The sequence below is a fragment of the Pseudomonas sp. GW821-FHT05H12 genome (assembly GCF_059419385.1).
Map to the genome: position 1 here is coordinate 1 of NZ_JBWKRS010000016.1, position 18,120 is coordinate 18,120.

Annotated in this window: 15 protein-coding genes; 10 read left to right on the forward strand and 5 right to left on the reverse strand. The window is 62.1% G+C overall.

Annotation, left to right across the window (positions count from 1 at the left end):
* Positions 1-81: 81 nt before the first annotated feature.
* The gene (locus AC07SU_RS15690; RefSeq protein ID WP_494997543.1) at positions 82-1,647 is read right to left on the reverse strand and encodes a sigma-54-dependent transcriptional regulator; all 1,566 of its coding nucleotides are present in this window, start codon (positions 1,645-1,647) and stop codon (positions 82-84) included.
* A gap of 257 nt (positions 1,648-1,904) precedes the next feature.
* On the opposite strand from AC07SU_RS15690, the gene phhA reads away from it, so the two are divergent.
* The 3 genes from phhA (at position 1,905) to AC07SU_RS15705 (ending at position 4,343) form a co-directional block, all read left to right on the forward strand.
* Complete coding sequence (gene phhA / locus AC07SU_RS15695; protein ID WP_494997544.1) at positions 1,905-2,696, forward strand: phenylalanine 4-monooxygenase; 792 nt, start codon at positions 1,905-1,907, stop codon at positions 2,694-2,696.
* Between the two features lie 97 nt (positions 2,697-2,793).
* Positions 2,794-3,150, forward strand: a complete 357-nt coding sequence (locus AC07SU_RS15700; protein ID WP_105523117.1) for a 4a-hydroxytetrahydrobiopterin dehydratase — start codon at positions 2,794-2,796, stop codon at positions 3,148-3,150.
* Positions 3,150-4,343 carry an amino acid aminotransferase gene (locus AC07SU_RS15705; protein ID WP_494997545.1) on the forward strand — a complete coding sequence of 398 codons (1,194 nt, stop codon included), beginning with the start codon at positions 3,150-3,152 and terminating at the stop codon, positions 4,341-4,343. Before AC07SU_RS15700 ends, AC07SU_RS15705 begins: the two co-directional genes overlap by 1 nt.
* 126 nt (positions 4,344-4,469) lie before the next feature.
* On the opposite strand, the gene AC07SU_RS15710 is transcribed toward AC07SU_RS15705, so the two are convergent.
* Positions 4,470-5,279, reverse strand: a complete 810-nt coding sequence (locus tag AC07SU_RS15710) for a UDP-2,3-diacylglucosamine diphosphatase (protein ID WP_176996209.1) — start codon at positions 5,277-5,279, stop codon at positions 4,470-4,472.
* 137 nt (positions 5,280-5,416) lie between these two features.
* Here AC07SU_RS15710 and AC07SU_RS15715 point away from each other — a divergent pair, with 137 nt between their 5' ends.
* The 3 genes from AC07SU_RS15715 to AC07SU_RS15725 all read left to right on the forward strand — a co-directional run bounded on the left by AC07SU_RS15715 (position 5,417) and on the right by AC07SU_RS15725 (position 7,559).
* Positions 5,417-6,166: an AraC family transcriptional regulator gene (locus tag AC07SU_RS15715; RefSeq protein ID WP_494997546.1), complete on the forward strand. Its 750-nt coding sequence runs from the start codon at positions 5,417-5,419 to the stop codon at positions 6,164-6,166.
* Positions 6,167-6,265: 99 nt separating this feature from the next.
* A complete protein-coding gene (locus tag AC07SU_RS15720; RefSeq protein ID WP_494997547.1) occupies positions 6,266-7,150 on the forward strand; it encodes a DMT family transporter in 885 nt (294 codons plus the stop codon).
* Positions 7,151-7,277: 127 nt separating this feature from the next.
* Complete coding sequence (locus tag AC07SU_RS15725) at positions 7,278-7,559, forward strand: hypothetical protein (protein WP_259172915.1); 282 nt, start codon at positions 7,278-7,280, stop codon at positions 7,557-7,559.
* 35 nt (positions 7,560-7,594) lie between these two features.
* Here AC07SU_RS15725 and AC07SU_RS15730 read toward each other — a convergent pair whose 3' ends face one another.
* Entirely contained in the window at positions 7,595-7,882 is a 288-nt protein-coding gene (locus tag AC07SU_RS15730) for an Rdx family protein (protein ID WP_176996213.1), read from the reverse strand.
* An 84-nt stretch (positions 7,883-7,966) separates the two neighbouring features.
* On the opposite strand from AC07SU_RS15730, the gene AC07SU_RS15735 reads away from it, so the two are divergent.
* The gene (locus tag AC07SU_RS15735; protein ID WP_494997548.1) at positions 7,967-10,156 is read left to right on the forward strand and encodes a patatin-like phospholipase family protein; all 2,190 of its coding nucleotides are present in this window, start codon (positions 7,967-7,969) and stop codon (positions 10,154-10,156) included.
* Positions 10,157-10,366: 210 nt separating this feature from the next.
* Here AC07SU_RS15735 and AC07SU_RS15740 read toward each other — a convergent pair whose 3' ends face one another.
* Both AC07SU_RS15740 and recQ read right to left on the reverse strand, forming a co-directional pair.
* Positions 10,367-10,801 (reverse strand): MarR family transcriptional regulator, encoded by a 435-nt coding sequence (locus tag AC07SU_RS15740; RefSeq protein ID WP_028617350.1) that lies wholly within the window; start codon positions 10,799-10,801, stop codon positions 10,367-10,369.
* Between the two features lie 121 nt (positions 10,802-10,922).
* A complete protein-coding gene (recQ, locus tag AC07SU_RS15745) occupies positions 10,923-13,049 on the reverse strand; it encodes a DNA helicase RecQ (protein WP_494997611.1) in 2,127 nt (708 codons plus the stop codon).
* 276 nt (positions 13,050-13,325) lie between these two features.
* Here recQ and AC07SU_RS15750 point away from each other — a divergent pair, with 276 nt between their 5' ends.
* The 3 genes from AC07SU_RS15750 (at position 13,326) to AC07SU_RS15760 (ending at position 17,998) form a co-directional block, all read left to right on the forward strand.
* On the forward strand, positions 13,326-13,913 hold the full coding sequence (locus tag AC07SU_RS15750) for a UPF0149 family protein (RefSeq protein WP_494997549.1): 588 nt from the start codon (positions 13,326-13,328) through the stop codon (positions 13,911-13,913).
* A 20-nt stretch (positions 13,914-13,933) separates the two neighbouring features.
* Complete coding sequence (locus AC07SU_RS15755) at positions 13,934-14,323, forward strand: YbaN family protein (protein ID WP_176996217.1); 390 nt, start codon at positions 13,934-13,936, stop codon at positions 14,321-14,323.
* A gap of 204 nt (positions 14,324-14,527) precedes the next feature.
* Positions 14,528-17,998 (forward strand): hybrid sensor histidine kinase/response regulator, encoded by a 3,471-nt coding sequence (locus tag AC07SU_RS15760; RefSeq protein ID WP_176996218.1) that lies wholly within the window; start codon positions 14,528-14,530, stop codon positions 17,996-17,998.
* The last annotated feature ends 122 nt before the right edge of the window (positions 17,999-18,120 follow it).

Consider the following 18,120-nt stretch of genomic DNA (forward strand, 5'->3'; position numbering starts at 1 on the left):
CCCCCCCCCCCCCCCCCCCCCCCCCCCCCCCCCCCCCCCCCCCCCCCCCCCCCCCCCCCCCCCCCCCAGCTCCCACAGTTTTCAACCGCGCTCAGACTTGAGGATTTCGTAATCACGCAGCTTGTTGGCGATGGTGGTGTGGGAGACCCCCAGGCGCTTGCCCAGCTGTCGGCTGCTGGGATGTTCAGCATACAAACTTTCCAGAACAGCCTTCTCGAACCGCCCGACAATCTCTTCCAGACCACCCTCAAGCGAGAAATCGCCAAGCGGCTGACGCACGCCATAATCCGGCAAGCGAATATGCTCGGCCTTGACCGTGCCTCCGTCACACAGCGACACCGCCTGGAACAGCACGTTTTCCAGCTGCCGCACATTACCCGGCCAGTGGTAATGACTCAGACGCTCCATCGCCGTCGGGGCCAGCTTGGGCAACGGGCAGCCGATCTGGCGGCTGGCCTGATCGAGGAAGTGCTCAACCAGCGGCGCCAGGCCATCAAGGCATTCGCGCAGCGGCGGGATATGCAGCGACAGCACGTTCAGACGGTGATACAGGTCCTGGCGAAACTCACCGCGAGCGCATAGCTCAGACAAATCCATCTGAGTCGCACAAATCACCCGCACATCCAGGTACACCTCTTCATCACTGCCGACGCGGCGGAAGCAACCGTCCTGCAGAAAGCGCAGCAACTTCACCTGCAAACGCGCACTCATTTCGCCGACGCCATCGAGAAACAGCGTACCGCCTGCCGTCAGCTCCAGCAGCCCGAGCTTGCCTTCGGCCCGGGCACCTTCAAATGCACCCGGGCCATAGCCGAACAATTCGGTCTCGGCCATCGACTCCGGCAGGCCCGCGCAGTTGAGCGCCATCAGCGGCGACTGCCCACGCGGACTGGCCAGGTGACACGCCCGCGCCAACAGTTCCTTGCCGGTGCCGGTTTCGCCTTCTATTAATAGCGGCGCATCCAGCGGTGCCATGCGCCGCGCTTCACGCACCACCGCCGCCATGACCTTGGAGCTCTGGAAAATACTGTCGAAGCCGCGCAGCTCCTGCTTGCGCACATTGTAGATACGTTCCCCCACGCGGTCGGCACGGTGCAGGGTCAGCACGGCGCCGGCCATGGCCTCGCTGTCGTCATGCTCCGAAGATTGCAGCGGCGCGATGTCCGCCAGGAATACGTCGCCCTTGACCTTGACCCGCAGGCCGTTGATCCGCGATTTACTGGCACGTACCAGCTCGGGCAAGTCGAAATCCTCGGCGTAGCGCGACAACGGAATGCCCGGCACCTCGTCGACACGCACACCGAGCAACTGTGCTGCCGCACGGTTGGCAGCGACGATGGAACCACCCATGTCGATGGACAGCACCGGAAACTCCAGGGCGCCGAGCAACGCATTGAGCTCCATGTGCCGCCGCTCGCTGGGCATCAGCCCTACCCGCTTGACGCCAAACACCCCGGCAATCGCCTCGAATTGCGGGCGCAACGCCTGGAACTGCATGTTCACCAGGTTCGGGCAGAACAGATAGATGGCATTGCCATGCTCGCCCCCCACCTCGCCCTTGGCGACGTTGACGCCGTACTCCACCAGCAGGTTGAGGATGTCCCGCAGGATGCCGATGCGGTTCTGGCAGTGCACTTTGATACGCATGAAAAGGCCCGAAAAGTGGGAAGGCGCCGCGTCTTTTTGCCGCTGGGCGCAGATAGTCGTCAAGATTATGTGACAGCTTATGTGCTTTTCCCAGCCCAATCCAACGAGAGGCTGCGCATACGTAACGAAAACTTTACGAATATCGGTAATTTTTCCTACGGACAGGCGCGACAAGTAGATGGAATCTCTCCCGCCAAGGGGTATCAATACGCTCATAGCAGGACATAACAAGAACGAATGCCTAGCAGGAGAGCCGTATGAAGCAGACGCAGTACGTGGCCCGCGAGCCCGATGCGCAAGGTTTTATCCACTACCCGCCGGAAGAACATGCGGTGTGGAACACCCTGATCACTCGCCAGTTGAAAGTGATCGAGGGACGCGCCTGCCAGGAATACCTGGACGGCATCGACAAGCTCGGCCTGCCCCTGGATCGCATCCCGCAACTGGGTGAAATCAACCGAGTGCTGGCCGAGACCACCGGTTGGCAAGTGGCCCGCGTGCCAGCGCTGATCCCCTTCCAGACCTTCTTCGAGTTGCTCGCCAGCAAGCAGTTTCCGGTGGCGACCTTTATTCGCACCCGCGAAGAGCTGGACTACCTGCAAGAGCCGGATATTTTCCACGAGATCTTTGGCCACTGCCCGCTGCTGACCAACCCCTGGTTCGCCGAATTCACCCACACCTACGGCAAGCTCGGCCTGGCGGCGACCAAGGAGCAACGGGTGTACCTGGCGCGCCTGTACTGGATGACCATCGAATTTGGCCTGGTGGACACGCCCCAGGGCCGGCGCATCTATGGGGGAGGCATCCTGTCGTCGCCCAAGGAGACGGTGTACAGCCTGTCGTCCGAACCCGAGCACCAAGCCTTCGACCCGCTGGAAGCGATGCGCACACCGTATCGCATCGACATCCTGCAGCCCCTGTACTTTGTCCTGCCTGAACTCAAGCGCCTGTTCGACGTGGCGCAGGAAGACATCATGGGCATGGTGGAGCGCGGCATGCAGCTCGGTTTGCACGCACCAAAATTCCCGCCCAAACCCAAAGCTGCGTGAACCTTACGTTTTGAAGCCAGGTGAACCTGTTCCCTGGCCGCGCGTTGCTTTAGGGTGACGCTACTGATCTTCATACTTTCGAATTCAGGACACCTACATGACCACCTTGAACCAAGCCCACTGCGAAGCCTGCCGCGCCGACGCCCCACAAGTCAGCGATGAAGAGTTGCCGGTACTGATCAAGCAGATCCCCGACTGGAACATCGAAGTACGCGATGGCGTGATGCAGCTGGAAAAGGTTTTCCTGTTCAAGAACTTCAAGTTCGCCCTGGCCTTCACCAATGCCATGGGTGAGATCTCCGAAGCCGAAGGCCATCACCCAGGCCTGCTCACCGAATGGGGCAAAGTCACCGTGACCTGGTGGAGCCACTCCATCAAAGGCCTGCACCGCAACGACTTCATCATGGCCGCACGCACCGACGACGTGGCCAAGGACGCCGAGGGCCGCAAGTAATGCATTTTGATGCCATTGGCCGTGTGCCCGGTGACCCGATCCTCGGTTTGATGGACCTGTATGCCCAGGACAGCAACCCGAACAAGTTCGACCTGGGCGTGGGCGTCTACAAGGACGACCAGGGCCTGACGCCTATCCCCCGCTCGGTGAAGCTCGCCGAGCAGCGCCTGGTGGACACGCAAACCACCAAGACCTACATCGGCGGCCACGGCAACGCGGCCTTCGGCTCGCTGATCAGCCAACTGGTACTGGGCGCCGATTCGCCGTTGATCCGCGACCGCCGTGCCGGTGCCAGCCAGACCCCGGGCGGCACCGGGGCCCTGCGCCTGAGTGCCGACTTCATCGCCCAGCACCTGCCGGGCCGTGGCGTGTGGTTGAGCAACCCAACGTGGCCGATCCACGAAACCATCTTTGCCAAAGCCGGGCTCAAGGTCAGCCATTACCCCTACGTGGGCACTGACAACCGCCTGGATGTGCAGGCGATGCTGGCCACGCTGTCCAAGGTGCCAGAGGGCGACGTGGTGCTGCTGCACGCCTGCTGCCATAACCCGACCGGTTTCGACTTGTCCCAGGACGACTGGCGCCAAGTGCTGCAGATCGTGCGCGAGCGCCGGCTGCTGCCGCTGATCGATTTTGCCTACCAGGGCTTTGGCGACGGCCTGGAGCATGATGCTTGGGCGGTGCGTTTGTTCGCGGCTGAACTGCCGGAAGTGCTGGTCACCAGTTCGTGCTCGAAAAACTTTGGCCTGTACAGCGACCGCGTCGGTGCCTTGATCGTGTGTGCGGCGGATGCCGAGAAACTGACGGATGTGCGCAGCCAACTGGCAAACATCGCGCGCAACCTGTGGTCGACGCCGCCGGACCATGGCGCGGCTGTGGTCGCGACCATCCTCGGCGATGCCGAGCTCAAGGCGTTGTGGAGTGGTGAAGTCGAAGCCATGCGTTCGCGGATCGCGCAGTTGCGTTCCGGGCTGGTAGAGGCGTTGGCGCCACACGGGCTGGCCGAGCAGTTCGCACACATTGGTGCGCAACGCGGAATGTTTTCCTATACCGGTCTGAGTGCCGAACAGGTCAAGCAACTGCGTGAAAAGCACAGCGTGTACATGGTGAGTTCGGGCCGGGCCAACGTGGCAGGGGCTGATGCCACGCGGCTGGCGTTGCTGGCCGAGGCCATTGCTGACGTCTGCAACTGACGAAACTCAATCTAAATGTGGGAGCTGGCTTGCCTGCGATAGCGGTGTTTCAGTCGACATCTCTGTTGGATGTGACACCGTTATCGCAGGCAAGCCAGCTCCCGCATTTTTGTCCGTGTGAATCCTTCAGCCTGTGACCATCTCGGCTTTGAGCTGCGCCTCTTTCGCCTGGGCATCCGCCAATCGATACAACTCGATACTGCCATCCCAGTGTTCGATCAACGCCGTGCACGACTCCACCCAATCCCCGCAATTGAGGTAATCCACCTCGCCCACCTTGCGAATCTCTGCATGGTGGATATGCCCGCACACCACGCCATGCAGTTCACGCTTGGTCACTTCGTGGGCGATGGCTTCTTCGAAGTCGCTGATGAAACTCACCGCTGTCTTGACCTTGTGCTTGAGGTAAGCCGACAGCGACCAGTAACCGTAGCCATAGCGTGCGCGCCAGTGATTGAGCCAGCGATTGAGCGTGAGGGTGAACTCGTAGGCCGAGTCGCCGAGGAACGCGAGCCAACGGTGGTAGCGTGTGATGACATCGAACTGATCACCGTGGATCACCAACAGATGCCGACCATCGGCAGTCACGTGCACCGCTTCGTCCACCAACTGGATATTGCCCAGGATCAGCTTGGAATAGCGGCGCAGGAATTCGTCATGGTTGCCGGTGACGTAGATCACTTCGGTGCCGCGCTTGGCCATGGTCAGCAGGCGGCGGATCACGTTGGTGTGGGCCTGGGGCCAATACATGCCGCCGCGCATTTTCCAGCCATCGATGATGTCGCCCACCAAGTACACCTTGTCGGCGTGGTAGCCCTTGAGGAAATGCGACAAATGTTCGGCCTGGCAATCCCGGGTGCCCAGGTGCACGTCGGAAATCCACAGGGTACGAACCCGTTGTTTGCGGCTGGGCTTGGCGAACTCGGCACTGGTCATGGGCATCCCTCGACGGTGTTTTCGCGAGCTTGCGCCACGGCGATTAATAGCCCATGACAACTGTGCGTCAGTCTGATGACAGCGCCCGGCGCCCGCGAAGCGTTGTAGACTGCGCAGATGCTGCCCAGGAGACCGTGATGGGACCGACGCTCACACTACGCCACTACATCGAAGCCCCCCTCGCCCACAGCCATGACCATGCGCAGTTGGTGTTCGGCTTGTCCGGCCACCTGGACCTGGAAGTGGACGGCCGGGGCAGCCAGGTGCACGAAAGCAGCGTGATGGTGCTGCCCTTCTCCGCTCACCATGCCTGCGGCAGCCGCGATGGCAGCCGTTGCCTGGTGCTGGATGTGCCCACCGAACACTGGGTGTTGCAATCGCTGGGTGACCACGCCGATGCCAGCCGCCGCCTGCTCGACGAACCCGCACGCCTGACCCTCGACACTCGACAAAGCCAACTGGTGCAATGGCTGGCCCACAGCCCGGTTGATGACCCGTTGATTGTCCAGCAAGGTGCGGTGCTGCTGCTCGCCAGCCTCAATCACCCTCTGGCCCAGCCGGCGCCGGGCAGGCGCTTGCCCTATGCCGCGTTCAACGCCCACATCGAACGGCATGTCGCGCACCCGCTGCAAGTGGCTGACCTGGCGCGCATCGCCGACCTGTCGGTCGCACGCCTGCACGCGCGGTTTATCGTCGAATGCGGGCAGACGCCAATGGACTATATCCGCAGCCGTCGCCTGCAGATGGCCTTGAAGCTGCTGCGCGAGACGGCGTTGCCCATCGGCGAAGTCGCCGACCGCGTCGGGTACAGCTCACAGAGTGCGTTCGCAGCGGCGATGCTGCGGGAGTTCGGCGCATCACCGGGGGCGTTGCGCCGCTCACTGTAGGAAGAGTCTCGCGACAATCGGCGCGAGCCGGACGACAGACACGCCCGTTTGCAACCCTCTACACTGCGCTTCGATAAACCCGTTGGTTCAAGGATCGCAATGACTCCCCGCTCAGCCCTCGGCGCCCTGCACATCGGCGCTTTGATGTTTGGCCTCACCGGCGTGTTAGGCAAGCTGGCAGCCGCCTCGCCCGCCATCATCGTGTTTGGCCGCGCCGCTTTCGCCGTGCTGGCCCTCGCGGTGTTCGCGCGCTTTGCCAGCAACACCACCTGGAAAACCCTCGAACTGCGCGACTGGCGCCGGCTGTTCATCAGCGGCGTGCTGCTCGCTGCGCACTGGGTGACCTTCTTCATTGCGGTCAAGGTGGCCGGCGTGGCCGTGGCGACCCTGGGGTTTACGGCCTTCCCGGCCTTTACGGTGATCCTTGAAGGGCTGATCTTCCGCGAGCGTATCCGCGCCAATGAAGTGGTGCTGGTGGCATTGGTCAGTGTCGGCCTCGTCTTGGTAACCCCCGACTTCAACCTCGCCAGCGAAGCCACCGGCGGCTTGCTGTGGGGCATCGCGTCGGGGCTGCTGTTTTCGCTGTTGTCCCTGAACAACCGTGCCAGCTCCGGGCGCATCCCGGCCGTGCAGGCGGCGCTGTGCCAGAACGTCGTGGTTGCGGCATGCCTGCTGCCGGTGGCGGCGCCTGGTTTGGCCGATGTGCGTGCCATTGACTGGCTGTGGATTGGCCTGCTCGGCGTGTTCTGCACGGGCCTGGCCCACAGCCTGTTCGTGGCCAGCCTGGCGGTGATCAAGGCGCGCACCGCGTCGGTGGTGTTTGCCATGGAGCCGGTCTACGGCATCACCGTGGCCTGGCTACTGTTTGCCGAAACTCCGACCTTGCGCATGTTGCTGGGCGGCGCCTTGATCATCGTCGCCATCGTGCTGTCCGGCCTGATGGGCAGCGCCAGCCAGGCCAAACAGCCCGCAGCGGCGGCCTGATCTATACTTCGCGCATCCGCAACAGTCTGTCGTCGTTCAACGGATAAGGCCCCTCGACGACAGCCCTGCCTTTTGAAGTGGCTGCAAGCGAGTGGTCACTCCCATAACGCTATGCAGGGGTTTCATCATGGAAATGCTCATCAGCTTGCTGGTTCAAATCATCAGCGGTGCCGTCGGCGGGAACGTCGCCGGCATGACCAAGCAGAGCCTGGGGACCGGGCTCAATACGCTGCTCGGCGGTATTGGCGGCCTGGTCCTGGGCCAGGTTGTCTCGCAGTTCACCGGAACATCCGGCGGTGAAGCACTGGATGTGGCGGCAGTCGGCAGCAATATCGTGGGCGGCGGCGTAGGTGGCCTGGTGCTCACCTGGGTCGTCGGGTTTATCAAACAAAAGCTGGCGGCCAAATAGCCGTAATGGTCACCGCTGCTCTGCGGCGGTGACCGTCATTGCGTCCGATCGTTGTGGCCCAGGTCGCGCGCTGGGTCGATCTGGTCGCGCACACGTTGCTTGAGCACCTTGGCTTCCGGAAAGCCGCCATCGGCCTTGCGCTCCCAGATCTGCACGCCATCGCAGGTGATGCGAAACGCCCCGCCGGTGGCCGGCTCCAGTGCCACGCGCCCCAGGTCGTCGCAGAACGTACTCAACAGCTCCTGGGCCAACCACGCGGCACGCAGCAACCACTGGCACTGGGTGCAATAGGTAATGACGATCTCGGGTTTGTTCGTGGACATAATTTGAGAGGTTCCTGGCGTAACGGGCTCGGAGGATCGAGTGGCTATAATACCGGCCTTTACCGCCCTGCCTCGAGACTGATGATGCGCCGCCTGCTGTCCTGCCTGCTCCTGTGCCTTGTCCCCCTGCTTGCCGACGCTGTCGAGCCTCCACGGCCCAAAGTCGGCCTGGTGCTTTCCGGCGGCGCCGCCCGTGGTCTGGCCCATATCGGCGTGCTCAAGGCCCTGGAAGAACAAGGCATCCACATCGACGCCATCGCCGGCACCAGCATGGGCGCGGTGATCGGCGGGCTGTATGCCTCGGGCTACAAGATCGATGAACTGGAAAAGCTGGCGCTGAGTATCGACTGGCAACAGGCCCTGTCCGATGCACCGCCCCGGGAGGACGTGCCGTTTCGACGCAAGCAGGATGACCGGGACTTCCTGGTGAAACAGAAACTCAGCTTCCGCGATGACGGCAGCCTGGGCCTGCCACTGGGCGTGATCCAGGGCCAGAACCTCGCGCTGCTGCTGGAAAGCATGTTCGCCCACAACAGCAACACGCGTAATTTCGACAAGTTGCCGATCCCGTTCCGCGCCGTGGCCACCGACATCACCACCGGTGAGAAAGTAGTGTTCAGCAAGGGCCATCTACCCCAGGTAATCCGCGCCAGCATGTCGATCCCGGCCGTATTCGCGCCGGTGGAAATCGACGGGCGGCTGCTGGTGGACGGTGGCATGACCGACAACATCCCGCTGGATGTGGCGCGGGAGATGGGCGTGGATATTGCCATCGTGGTCGACATCGGCACCCCGCTGCGCTCGCGCAAGCAACTGGCCACGGTGGTCGATGTACTCAACCAGTCCATCACCCTGATGACCCGGCGCAATTCCGAAGAACAGCTCAAGGCCCTGCACCCCAAGGACGTGCTGATCCAGCCTCCCCTGGCCGCCTACGGCGTGACGGATTTCGGCCGCGCCAAAGACATGATCGACGCCGGCTACCGTGCCACCCGTGCACTGGACGTGCGCCTGGCCCATTTGCGCCCCACTGAGCCCGTGGACCCGCAACTGGTGGCTGCCCGCACGCCGGGGGAACGCACCCCGGTGATCACCGCGATCAAGGTGGAGAACGATTCGAAAGTCAGCGAAGACGTGATCCGCTACTACATCCGCCAACCCCTGGGTGAGCCGCTGAACCTGGGGCGCCTGCAGACCGACATGGGCACCCTGTACGGCCTGGATTACTTCGAGCAGGTGCAATACCGCGTGGTGAAGAAGGGCCAGGACAACACCCTGGTGATCAGCGCGCGCGGCAAACGCGCCGGCACCGACTACCTGCGCCTGGGCCTGAACCTGTCGGATGACATGCGCGGCGACAGCGCCTTCAACCTCGGCGCCAGCTACCGCATCAACGGCATCAACCGCCTTGGCGCGGAATGGCTGACGCGGGTGCAGATCGGTGATCGCCAAGAGCTGTACAGCGAGTTCTATCAGCCGATGGACACCGGCTCACGCTACTTCGTCGCGCCCTATATCAGTGCCCAGGCGCAGAACGTTGAACTGATTCTGGACAACGACCCGATCTCCGAATACCGCCTGGAACGCTACGGTTTCGGGCTAAATGTGGGGCGCCAGATCGGCAACAGCGGCGAGATTCGCTTTGGCGTTGGCGAAGCCTGGGGCAAGGCGGATGTGCGCATCGGCGACCGCGACTCGCCGAGCGTGAGCTTCAGCGAAGGCTTCTACGAACTGAAGTACTCCTTCGACTCCCTGGACAATGTGTATTTCCCCCATGCCGGTGAGGATATCGGCCTGGCCTACCGGGAATTCGAACCGGGGCTGGGTTCGGACCAACGCTACCGCCAGTGGGAGTTCAAGCTGGACAAGGCCATGAGCAACGGCCCGGACACCCTGGTACTGGGCGGGCGCTACGGGCGCACAGTGGATAAGTCTGACGTGGTGATTTCCAGCTTCCTGCTCGGCGGGGCGCGGCAGTTGTCGGGCTTTCGCGAGGACGCGATCTCGGGCCAGAACATCAGCCTGATGCGGGCGGTGTACTACCGTCGCCTCACGCCGCGCTCCTATTTGCCGCTGGACTTCCCGCTGTACCTGGGGGCATCGCTGGAACGGGGTCGGGCGTGGAACAACGACAATGAATTTGATAGCGGGTATATCAACGCCGCGAGTATTTTCCTGGGGTTCGATACGCCGTTGGGGCCGCTGAACTTCAGCTATGGCTTCAATGATGACAACCAGCAGGCGGTGTACCTGAACCTGGGCCAGACGTTCTAGAACGCCGAGTACAAGACCCAATGTGGGAGCAACTGTCTTGATGGTTTTCAAAAAAAATCATCAAGACAACCATAAAAACGCCCACAGTTGACCGCGTACACCCGCTGATCTGTCCTCACTGTAGGAGCCGGCTTGCCGGCGAGTTGCAGCTGACCCACCGCCATCGCTGGCAAGCCAGCTCCTACAGGTTGATCTTTGGCGTGCTTGGGGTCAGGACTTTTCCAGGTTCGCCAGGATGTGCCCATGTACACGCATGCACACGCTCAAATCGGCTTCGTCTACGCCCACAAACAGCTCATGGCGCAGGGCCGTGGCGATGGTTTCGATCTGCTCAATCAACGGACGGGCTGTGTCACACAGCAAGATGCGCTTGGCACGACGGTCTTCCACCACGGCCTGGCGTTGCACCAGCCCTTGGCCTTCCAGGCTGTCGAGCAGCCGCGCCAGCGTCGGCCCTTCTACACCGACACTTTGTGCCAGTTCGCGCTGGGTGGGCGCCTCTTCGAAACGGGCCAGGTGCAACAGCACCAGCCAACGCGCCTGGGACAAGCCCAGCCCCGCCAAACGGCGGTCCAGTTCGGCGCGCCAACCTCGGGACATTTGCGCCAACTGCATGCCAAAGCGGTGTTGATCGGTTAACGGCATAAAAAACTCATGGTTTAGACTGAAAATAAAGTGTGGCTAATTATTAGTTAGCTAAGCATGAGCCATGCCAGTAGGCAAGAGTTGCTATGTACTGATTCGTTACATTGTCGTAATTGGCGCACTAAATTTCGAATTCAGACTGCAAAGCCGCCCTTACACAGTACAAAACGCCCTCAGGAACACGACCGGTGAACAGTGGTGCAATCTCGGCAACCGGTGGCAATTCGCCTTCTCCGTCAAGGAAGGCGTCCTGGATTTCACCGAGCAAATCCTCCGGTAAATCAAGGGCCTGCTCCAGGGAGAGCTGCTGCTTGCCGATGGATTCGGCCAACAGGGTGTAGACGTTTTTTTCCGAGCATTGCAGCTGGCCGGCGATCTGGATCGGGGTCATGCCGGCGCGCGCCAGGCTGATCAGTTCGTGCCGGATATCGGCGACTTCCTTCGGCGCTTCGGCCTGGCCGCCGAGCACCTCGAGAAACGCCTGGCCGTAGCGCTCCAGTTTGCGTGCACCCACGCCGCTGACCCGGGCCATCTCGGCCATGGTGGTGGGCTGTTCGCGCAGCATTTCGAGCAAGGTGGAGTCGGGGAAAATAACGTAGGGCGGCACGCTGTGTTCCTGCGCCAGTTTGCGCCGCAAGGTGCGCAAGGCTTCCCACTGTTCGCGCTCTTCACCTCGTACCAACTGGCTGGCCTGGCTGGTGCTGCTCTTGACGGTGGTTTGCGGCTTGAGGTCGCGGCGCAGTTCAAGACTCACTTCGCCCTTGAGCAACGGTCGGCAACTATCGTTCAAGCGCAGCCCGCCATAACCTTCGATGTCAATATCGACCAGATTGCGTGCAACCATCTGCCGGAACAACGAACGCCACTCGCCTTCCGCACGGGCTTTGCCAATGCCATAGACCGAGAGTTTTTCGTGGCCAAAACTGCGAATTTTTTCGTTGTCCTTGCCCAGCAACACATCCACCAGATGGCCCACCCCATAGCGCTGGCCGGTGCGGTGAATGGTCGACAACGCCTGGCGCGCCGGTTCGGTGGCGTCCCAGGTCTGCACGCCATCGATGCAGTTGTCGCAATGGCCGCAAGGTTCGGGCATGTCCTCGTCGAAATACGCCAGCAAGGTCTGGCGACGGCAGCGGGTCTCTTCACACAACGACAGCATGGCATCGAGCTTGTGCTGCTCCAGGCGCTTGTGGCGCTCGTCGCCTTCGGAGTTCTGCAGCATCTGCTTGAGCATCACCACGTCCTGCAGGCCGTAGACCATCCAGGCATCGGCCGGCAGGCCGTCACGGCCGGCACGACCGGTTTCCTGGTAGTAGGCCTCAAGGGACTTGGGCAGGTCCATGTGGGCTACAAAACGCACGTTGGACTTGTCGATCCCCATGCCGAACGCAATGGTGGCAACCATGATCAGGCCTTCCTCGTTGAGGAAACGCTTCTGATGGTAGGCCCGCAGGTCATTCGGCAAACCTGCGTGATACGGCAACGCGGGGTAGCCCTGCTCGCAGAGGAAGGCTGCTACTTCATCGACCTTTTTACGCGACAGGCAATAGACGATGCCCGCATCGCTGCGCCGTTCGGACAGGAACGCCAGCAACTGCTTGCGTGGCTGCTCCTTGGGCACGATGCGGTAGAAAATGTTCGGCCGGTCGAAGCTCGACAGAAAGCGCTCGGCATTCTGCAAATGCAGGCGCTCGACGATTTCCTCGCGGGTGCGCTTGTCGGCGGTGGCGGTCAGGGCAATACGCGGCACATCGGGAAACAGCTCCGCCAACTGCCCCAGTTGCAGGTACTCGCGACGGAAATCATGGCCCCATTGCGACACGCAGTGGGCTTCATCGATGGCGAACAGGGCGATTTCCAGGCTCTGCAGGAACGCCAGCATGCGTGGCTGCACCAGGCGCTCGGGGGCCAGGTACAGCATCTTCACTTCGCCGCGCTTGATCCGCGCGGCCAGGTCACGCTGTTGCTCGGGGCTGAGGGTGGAGTTCAGCGAGGCTGCCGCGACACCCAGCTCTTCAAGGGTGGCCACCTGGTCGTCCATCAACGCGATCAGTGGCGACACCACCACGGCCAGGCCGTTGCGCAACAGGGCCGGCACCTGGAAGCACAAGGACTTGCCGCCACCGGTAGGCATCAGTACCAGGGCATCGCCGCCACTGGCCACGCGCTCAATGATCGCACCCTGGCGGCCACGAAAACTGTCGTAGCCGAAGATGTCCTTGAGGACGCGTTGAGCCTGCTCGAGCATGTAAAACTCCAAAATGGTGCCGAAATCCCACTGTACAGGCTGGCCGAGAAAACGCGCTTTCACGGGAAATAATCCGTAAGCGAAGTTTTCCCGGTTTGGCGCGTGGCCTGCCGGGGCATCACAAAACGCGGCAGTATACCCGAGCGACACCCGGCAAAGGGCGCCGCTGACGAATAGCGACCCCTCTCTAAAACCTGGCAAATATGCAGTGCGGCTGGCTTGGACGCTCAAGAAAGCCTAGAATTCAGCATCGTTTATTCCCAAGGTAGTCCTTCAATGTCCTTCGCTGAGCAACTAACCCGCCTGCAAGCCTTCCTCGACGCCGATGAGCTGCATGACGAGGCGCTGGACTACGTGGCCGCCCACGGCTACCTGACCGCCCTGTCGATCTGCTCCGAAGTCGTGCCCGACCGTGAATGGATCGACGCGCTGTTCGCCGAAGAACCACACTACACCGACGACGCCCAGCGTGAAGAAATCGAATCCACCCTGCTCGCCCTCAAGGCCCACATCGGTCGCCAGCTGGCTTCCGACGAGGAATTCGAGCTGCCATGCGAGCTGGACCTGGGTGATGAGCCGGATGATTCCGACCTGCGCGGCTGGTGCATCGGCTTCATGGAAGGTGTGTTCCTGCGCGAGGCCGCCTGGTTCGAAACCGCCGAGGAAGAAGTCAGCGAAATGCTGCTGCCGATTATGGTCGGCTCGGGCTTGTTCGACGACCAGCCGGAGTTCTCCGACATCGCCGCCGACGCCAACCTGATGGACGACATGATCGTTCAGATCCCGGAAGCGCTGACCGCCCTGTACCTGCTGTGCAACGCTCCTGACGAAAAACCGGCGATCCTCAAGCCTCGTCACCACTGAGTCAATTGCCCGTGACACCCATGGGCAACCGTCCTCTGCTCCTGCGTTACGCCCTGCTGGCCATTGGCTGGCTGAGCGTGGCGCTGGGGGTGATCGGCATTTTCCTGCCGGTATTGCCGACCACGCCCTTCCTGCTGCTTGCTGCCGCCTGCTTCGCCCGAAGCTCCCCGCGCTTCTACCACTGGCTGGTGGAACACCCGCGCCTGGGTCCGTGGATTCGTGATTACCTGGACGGCAACGGCATCCCACTCAAAGGCAAGGTCTACGCCATCGGCTTGATGTGGCTGAGCATCGGCCTATCCTGCTATCTGGTGCCACTCCCCTGGGCCCGCGGCTTCATGCTGACCAGTGCGGTGCTGGTGACCATCTACATCCTGCGCCAGAAAACCCTGCCACCCCGCCAACGGTAGACACCGGCTTGTGTGGGAGCTGGCTTGCCTGCGATGGCATCACCGCGGTGTAACTGCGACACCGTGCTGATGCCATCGCGGGCAAGCCCGGCTCCCACACAAGCCCTGCACACGACCTTGGTCGACACTGACTAACCCCAAGCATCATGCGAGACTGTGCAACCGGGCCTGGAATGCCTGGGTGTTTTTATGCTCGGAGTTACCATGACGCTGTCCAGCGGGCTGATCGCCGCCGTTGCCCTGGCCTATATGGCCATTATGTTTGCCATCGCCTTCTACGGTGACCGCCGCCGTGCGCCGCTGCCACCGCGTATGCGTGCCTGGGTGTACAGCCTGTCGTTGGCGGTCTACTGCACCAGCTGGACCTTCTTCGGCGCCGTAGGCCAGGCCGCCGAACAGCTGTGGGCATTTTTACCGATCTACCTCGGACCCGTGCTGTTACTGGTGTTGGCACCCTGGGTGCTGCAGAAGATGATTCTGATCAGCAAGCAGGAAAACATCACCTCCATCGCCGACTTTATCGCCGCGCGCTACGGCAAGTCCCAGTCCCTGGCCGTGGTGGTGGCGCTGATCTGCCTGGTCGGCGTGCTTCCGTATATCGCCCTGCAGCTCAAAGGCATCGTGCTGGGCGTGAACCTGTTGATCGGCTCCGGCCCCGACACCACCGGCACCCGCGCCCAGGACACCGCGCTGATCGTGTCGCTGGTGCTGGCGCTGTTCACCATTGTGTTCGGTACGCGCAACCTTGACGCCACGGAACACCACCGCGGCATGGTGCTAGCCATCGCGTTTGAATCCCTGGTCAAGCTGTTCGCGTTTCTCGCCGTCGGCGCGTTTGTGACCTACGGCCTCTACGACGGCTTCGGCGACCTGTTCAGCCAGGCCATGCTCGCGCCTCGGCTGGAGGAGTACTGGAAAGAAACCATCAACTGGCCCTCGATGGTGGTACAGACCGGCGTGGCGATGATGGCGATCATCTGCCTGCCCCGGCAGTTCCATGTGACGGTGGTCGAGAACATCGACCCGCAGGACCTGCGCCTGGCCAAGTGGGTGTTCCCGGCGTACCTGATCCTCGCCGCACTCTTTGTGATCCCCATCGCCCTCGGCGGCAAGATGATGCTGCCGGGCTCGGTGTTGCCGGACTCCTACGTGATCAGCCTGCCCATGGCCGAAGCGCACCCGGCACTGGCGGTGCTGGCGTTTATCGGCGGCGCCTCGGCGGCCACCGGCATGGTGATCGTGGCAAGCATCGCCTTGTCCACCATGGTGTCCAACGACATGCTGCTGCCGTGGCTGCTGCGCCGTTCCAGCGCCGAGCGGCCGTTCGAGGTGTTCCGCCACTGGATGCTGTCGGTACGCCGGGTCAGCATCGTGATCATCCTGCTGCTGGCCTACGTGAGTTACCGCTTGCTCGGTTCCACGGCAAGCCTGGCAACCATCGGCCAGATCGCCTTTGCCGCCGTGACCCAACTGGCGCCGGCGATGCTGGGCGCGCTGTACTGGAAGCAGGCCAACCGACGCGGCGTGTTTGCCGGGCTGGCTGCGGGAACATTCCTGTGGTTCTACACATTGGTCCTACCGGTGACGGCGAAAAGCCTGGGGTGGTCTCTGAGCCTTTTCCCAGGGCTGACGTGGATGCATTCACACCCGCTGGGCTTGTCCGTCACCTCGCTGACCCTGGGCACGGTGTTCTCCCTGGCGGGCAACTTCACGCTGTTCGTATGGGTGTCGATGCTGTCGCGCACACGGGTGTCCGAACACTGGCAGGCCGGGCGCTTCATCGGCCAGGAAATCAGCCAGCGCGCCAGTGCCCGTTCGATGTTGTCGGTGCAAATCAGCGACCTGCTCAGTCTGGCTGCCCGCTTCGTTGGCGAGGAGCGCGCCCAACAGAGCTTTATCCGTTTCGCCTATCGCCAGGGCAAAGGTTTCAACCCCAACCAGAATGCCGATAACGATTGGATCGCCCACACCGAACGCTTGCTGGCGGGTGTGCTCGGTGCGTCCTCGACCCGGGCCGTGGTGAAAGCCGCCATTGAAGGGCGGGAAATGCAGCTGGAGGACGTAGTCCGCATTGCCGACGAAGCGTCGGAAGTACTCCAGTTCAACCGGGCATTGCTGCAAGGCGCCATCGAGAACATCACCCAAGGCATCAGCGTGGTCGACCAGTCACTCAAGCTGGTGGCATGGAACCGCCGTTACCTGGAGCTGTTCAACTACCCCGAAGGCCTGATCAGCGTGGGCCGACCGATTGCCGACATCATTCGCTACAACGCCGAACGTGGCCTGTGCGGGCCGGGCGAAGCCGAAGTGCATGTGGCGCGGCGCCTGCACTGGATGCGTCAGGGCCGTGCGCATACTTCCGAGCGTCTGTTTCCCAATGGCCGGGTGATCGAGCTGATTGGTAACCCGATGCCGGGCGGCGGTTTTGTCATGAGCTTCACCGACATCACCGCGTTCCGCGAAGCTGAGCAGGCACTCACCGAGGCCAACGAAGGCCTCGAGCAACGGGTGACCGAGCGCACGCACGAGCTATCGCAGCTCAATGTGGCACTCACTGACGCCAAGGGCGTGGCCGAGTCCGCCAGCCAATCCAAGACCCGTTTTCTGGCGGCCGTCAGCCACGACTTGATGCAGCCGCTGAACGCGGCCCGGTTGTTCTCCGCCGCCCTCTCCCACCAGAACGACGGAATGTCCAGCGAAGCCCGGCAACTGGTGCAGCATCTGGACAGCTCGTTGCGCTCGGCCGAAGACTTGATCAGCGACCTGCTGGACATCTCGCGCCTGGAGAACGGCAAGATCAATCCGCAACGCCAGCCCTTTGTGCTCAATGAGCTGTTCGACACCCTGGGTGCAGAGTTCAAGGCGTTGGCCCAGGAGCAAGGCTTGCGCTTCCGCCTGCGTGGCAGCCGCTTGCGGGTGGACAGTGACATCAAGTTGTTGCGTCGGATTCTGCAGAATTTTCTCACCAACGCCTTCCGCTATGCCGACGGCCCAGTGTTACTCGGCGTACGTCGGCGCAAGGGCGAGCTGTGCCTGGAAGTGTGGGACCGCGGCCCAGGCATCCCGCTGGATAAACAGAAGGTGATTTTCGAAGAATTCAAGCGCCTGGACAGCCACCAGACCCGTGCCGAGAAAGGCCTGGGGCTGGGTTTGGCGATTGCCGACGGCCTGTGTCGGGTGCTCGGCCATCGCTTGAGCGTACGTTCCTGGCCGGGCAAAGGCAGCGTGTTCAGCGTGCGCGTGCCGCTGGCGCGCAACCAGGCGAATCTGCAGGTCAAGGCAGCACAGGAAAACGGCCTGCCCTTGAGCGGCGCACAGGTGCTGTGCGTGGATAACGAAGAAAGTATCCTCATCGGCATGCGCAGCCTGCTCACCCGCTGGGGCTGCGAGGTCTGGACTGCCACCGACCAGGCGCAATGCGCGGCGCTGCTGGCCGAGGGTATGCGCCCACAATTGGCGCTGGTGGATTACCACCTGGACCACGGTGAAACCGGTACTGAATTGATGGGTTGGCTGCGTGCGCAACTGGCGGAGCCGATTCCGGGCGTGGTGATCAGCGCCGACGGCCGCCCGGAAATGGTCGCTGAAGTGCACGCCGCAGGTTTGGATTACCTCGCCAAGCCCGTAAAACCCGCGGCGTTGCGTGCGTTGTTGAGTCGGCATTTACCCCTATAGGCCGATCCGACTCGGTCAAATGTGGGAGCTGGCTTGCCTGCGATAGCGGTCGTGACGGGGCTCTTATACACATCTCCGAGCCCACGAGACTGGCTAATCAATCTGGGGGGGGGGGGTTTTGT

Bases quoted from the DNA above. Each gene is read 5' to 3' on its own strand.
- AC07SU_RS15690 (WP_494997543.1), bottom strand. From the start codon at position 1,647: ATGCGTATCAAAGTGCACTGCCAGAACCGCATCGGCATCCTGCGGGAC.
- phhA (WP_494997544.1), top strand. From the start codon at position 1,905: ATGAAGCAGACGCAGTACGTGGCCCGCGAGCCCGATGCGCAAGGTTTT.
- AC07SU_RS15700 (WP_105523117.1), top strand. From the start codon at position 2,794: ATGACCACCTTGAACCAAGCCCACTGCGAAGCCTGCCGCGCCGACGCC.
- AC07SU_RS15705 (WP_494997545.1), top strand. From the start codon at position 3,150: ATGCATTTTGATGCCATTGGCCGTGTGCCCGGTGACCCGATCCTCGGT.
- AC07SU_RS15710 (WP_176996209.1), bottom strand. From the start codon at position 5,279: ATGACCAGTGCCGAGTTCGCCAAGCCCAGCCGCAAACAACGGGTTCGT.
- AC07SU_RS15715 (WP_494997546.1), top strand. From the start codon at position 5,417: ATGGGACCGACGCTCACACTACGCCACTACATCGAAGCCCCCCTCGCC.
- AC07SU_RS15720 (WP_494997547.1), top strand. From the start codon at position 6,266: ATGACTCCCCGCTCAGCCCTCGGCGCCCTGCACATCGGCGCTTTGATG.
- AC07SU_RS15725 (WP_259172915.1), top strand. From the start codon at position 7,278: ATGGAAATGCTCATCAGCTTGCTGGTTCAAATCATCAGCGGTGCCGTC.
- AC07SU_RS15730 (WP_176996213.1), bottom strand. From the start codon at position 7,882: ATGTCCACGAACAAACCCGAGATCGTCATTACCTATTGCACCCAGTGC.
- AC07SU_RS15735 (WP_494997548.1), top strand. From the start codon at position 7,967: ATGCGCCGCCTGCTGTCCTGCCTGCTCCTGTGCCTTGTCCCCCTGCTT.
- AC07SU_RS15740 (WP_028617350.1), bottom strand. From the start codon at position 10,801: ATGCCGTTAACCGATCAACACCGCTTTGGCATGCAGTTGGCGCAAATG.
- recQ (WP_494997611.1), bottom strand. From the start codon at position 13,049: ATGCTCGAGCAGGCTCAACGCGTCCTCAAGGACATCTTCGGCTACGAC.
- AC07SU_RS15750 (WP_494997549.1), top strand. From the start codon at position 13,326: ATGTCCTTCGCTGAGCAACTAACCCGCCTGCAAGCCTTCCTCGACGCC.
- AC07SU_RS15755 (WP_176996217.1), top strand. From the start codon at position 13,934: ATGGGCAACCGTCCTCTGCTCCTGCGTTACGCCCTGCTGGCCATTGGC.
- AC07SU_RS15760 (WP_176996218.1), top strand. From the start codon at position 14,528: ATGACGCTGTCCAGCGGGCTGATCGCCGCCGTTGCCCTGGCCTATATG.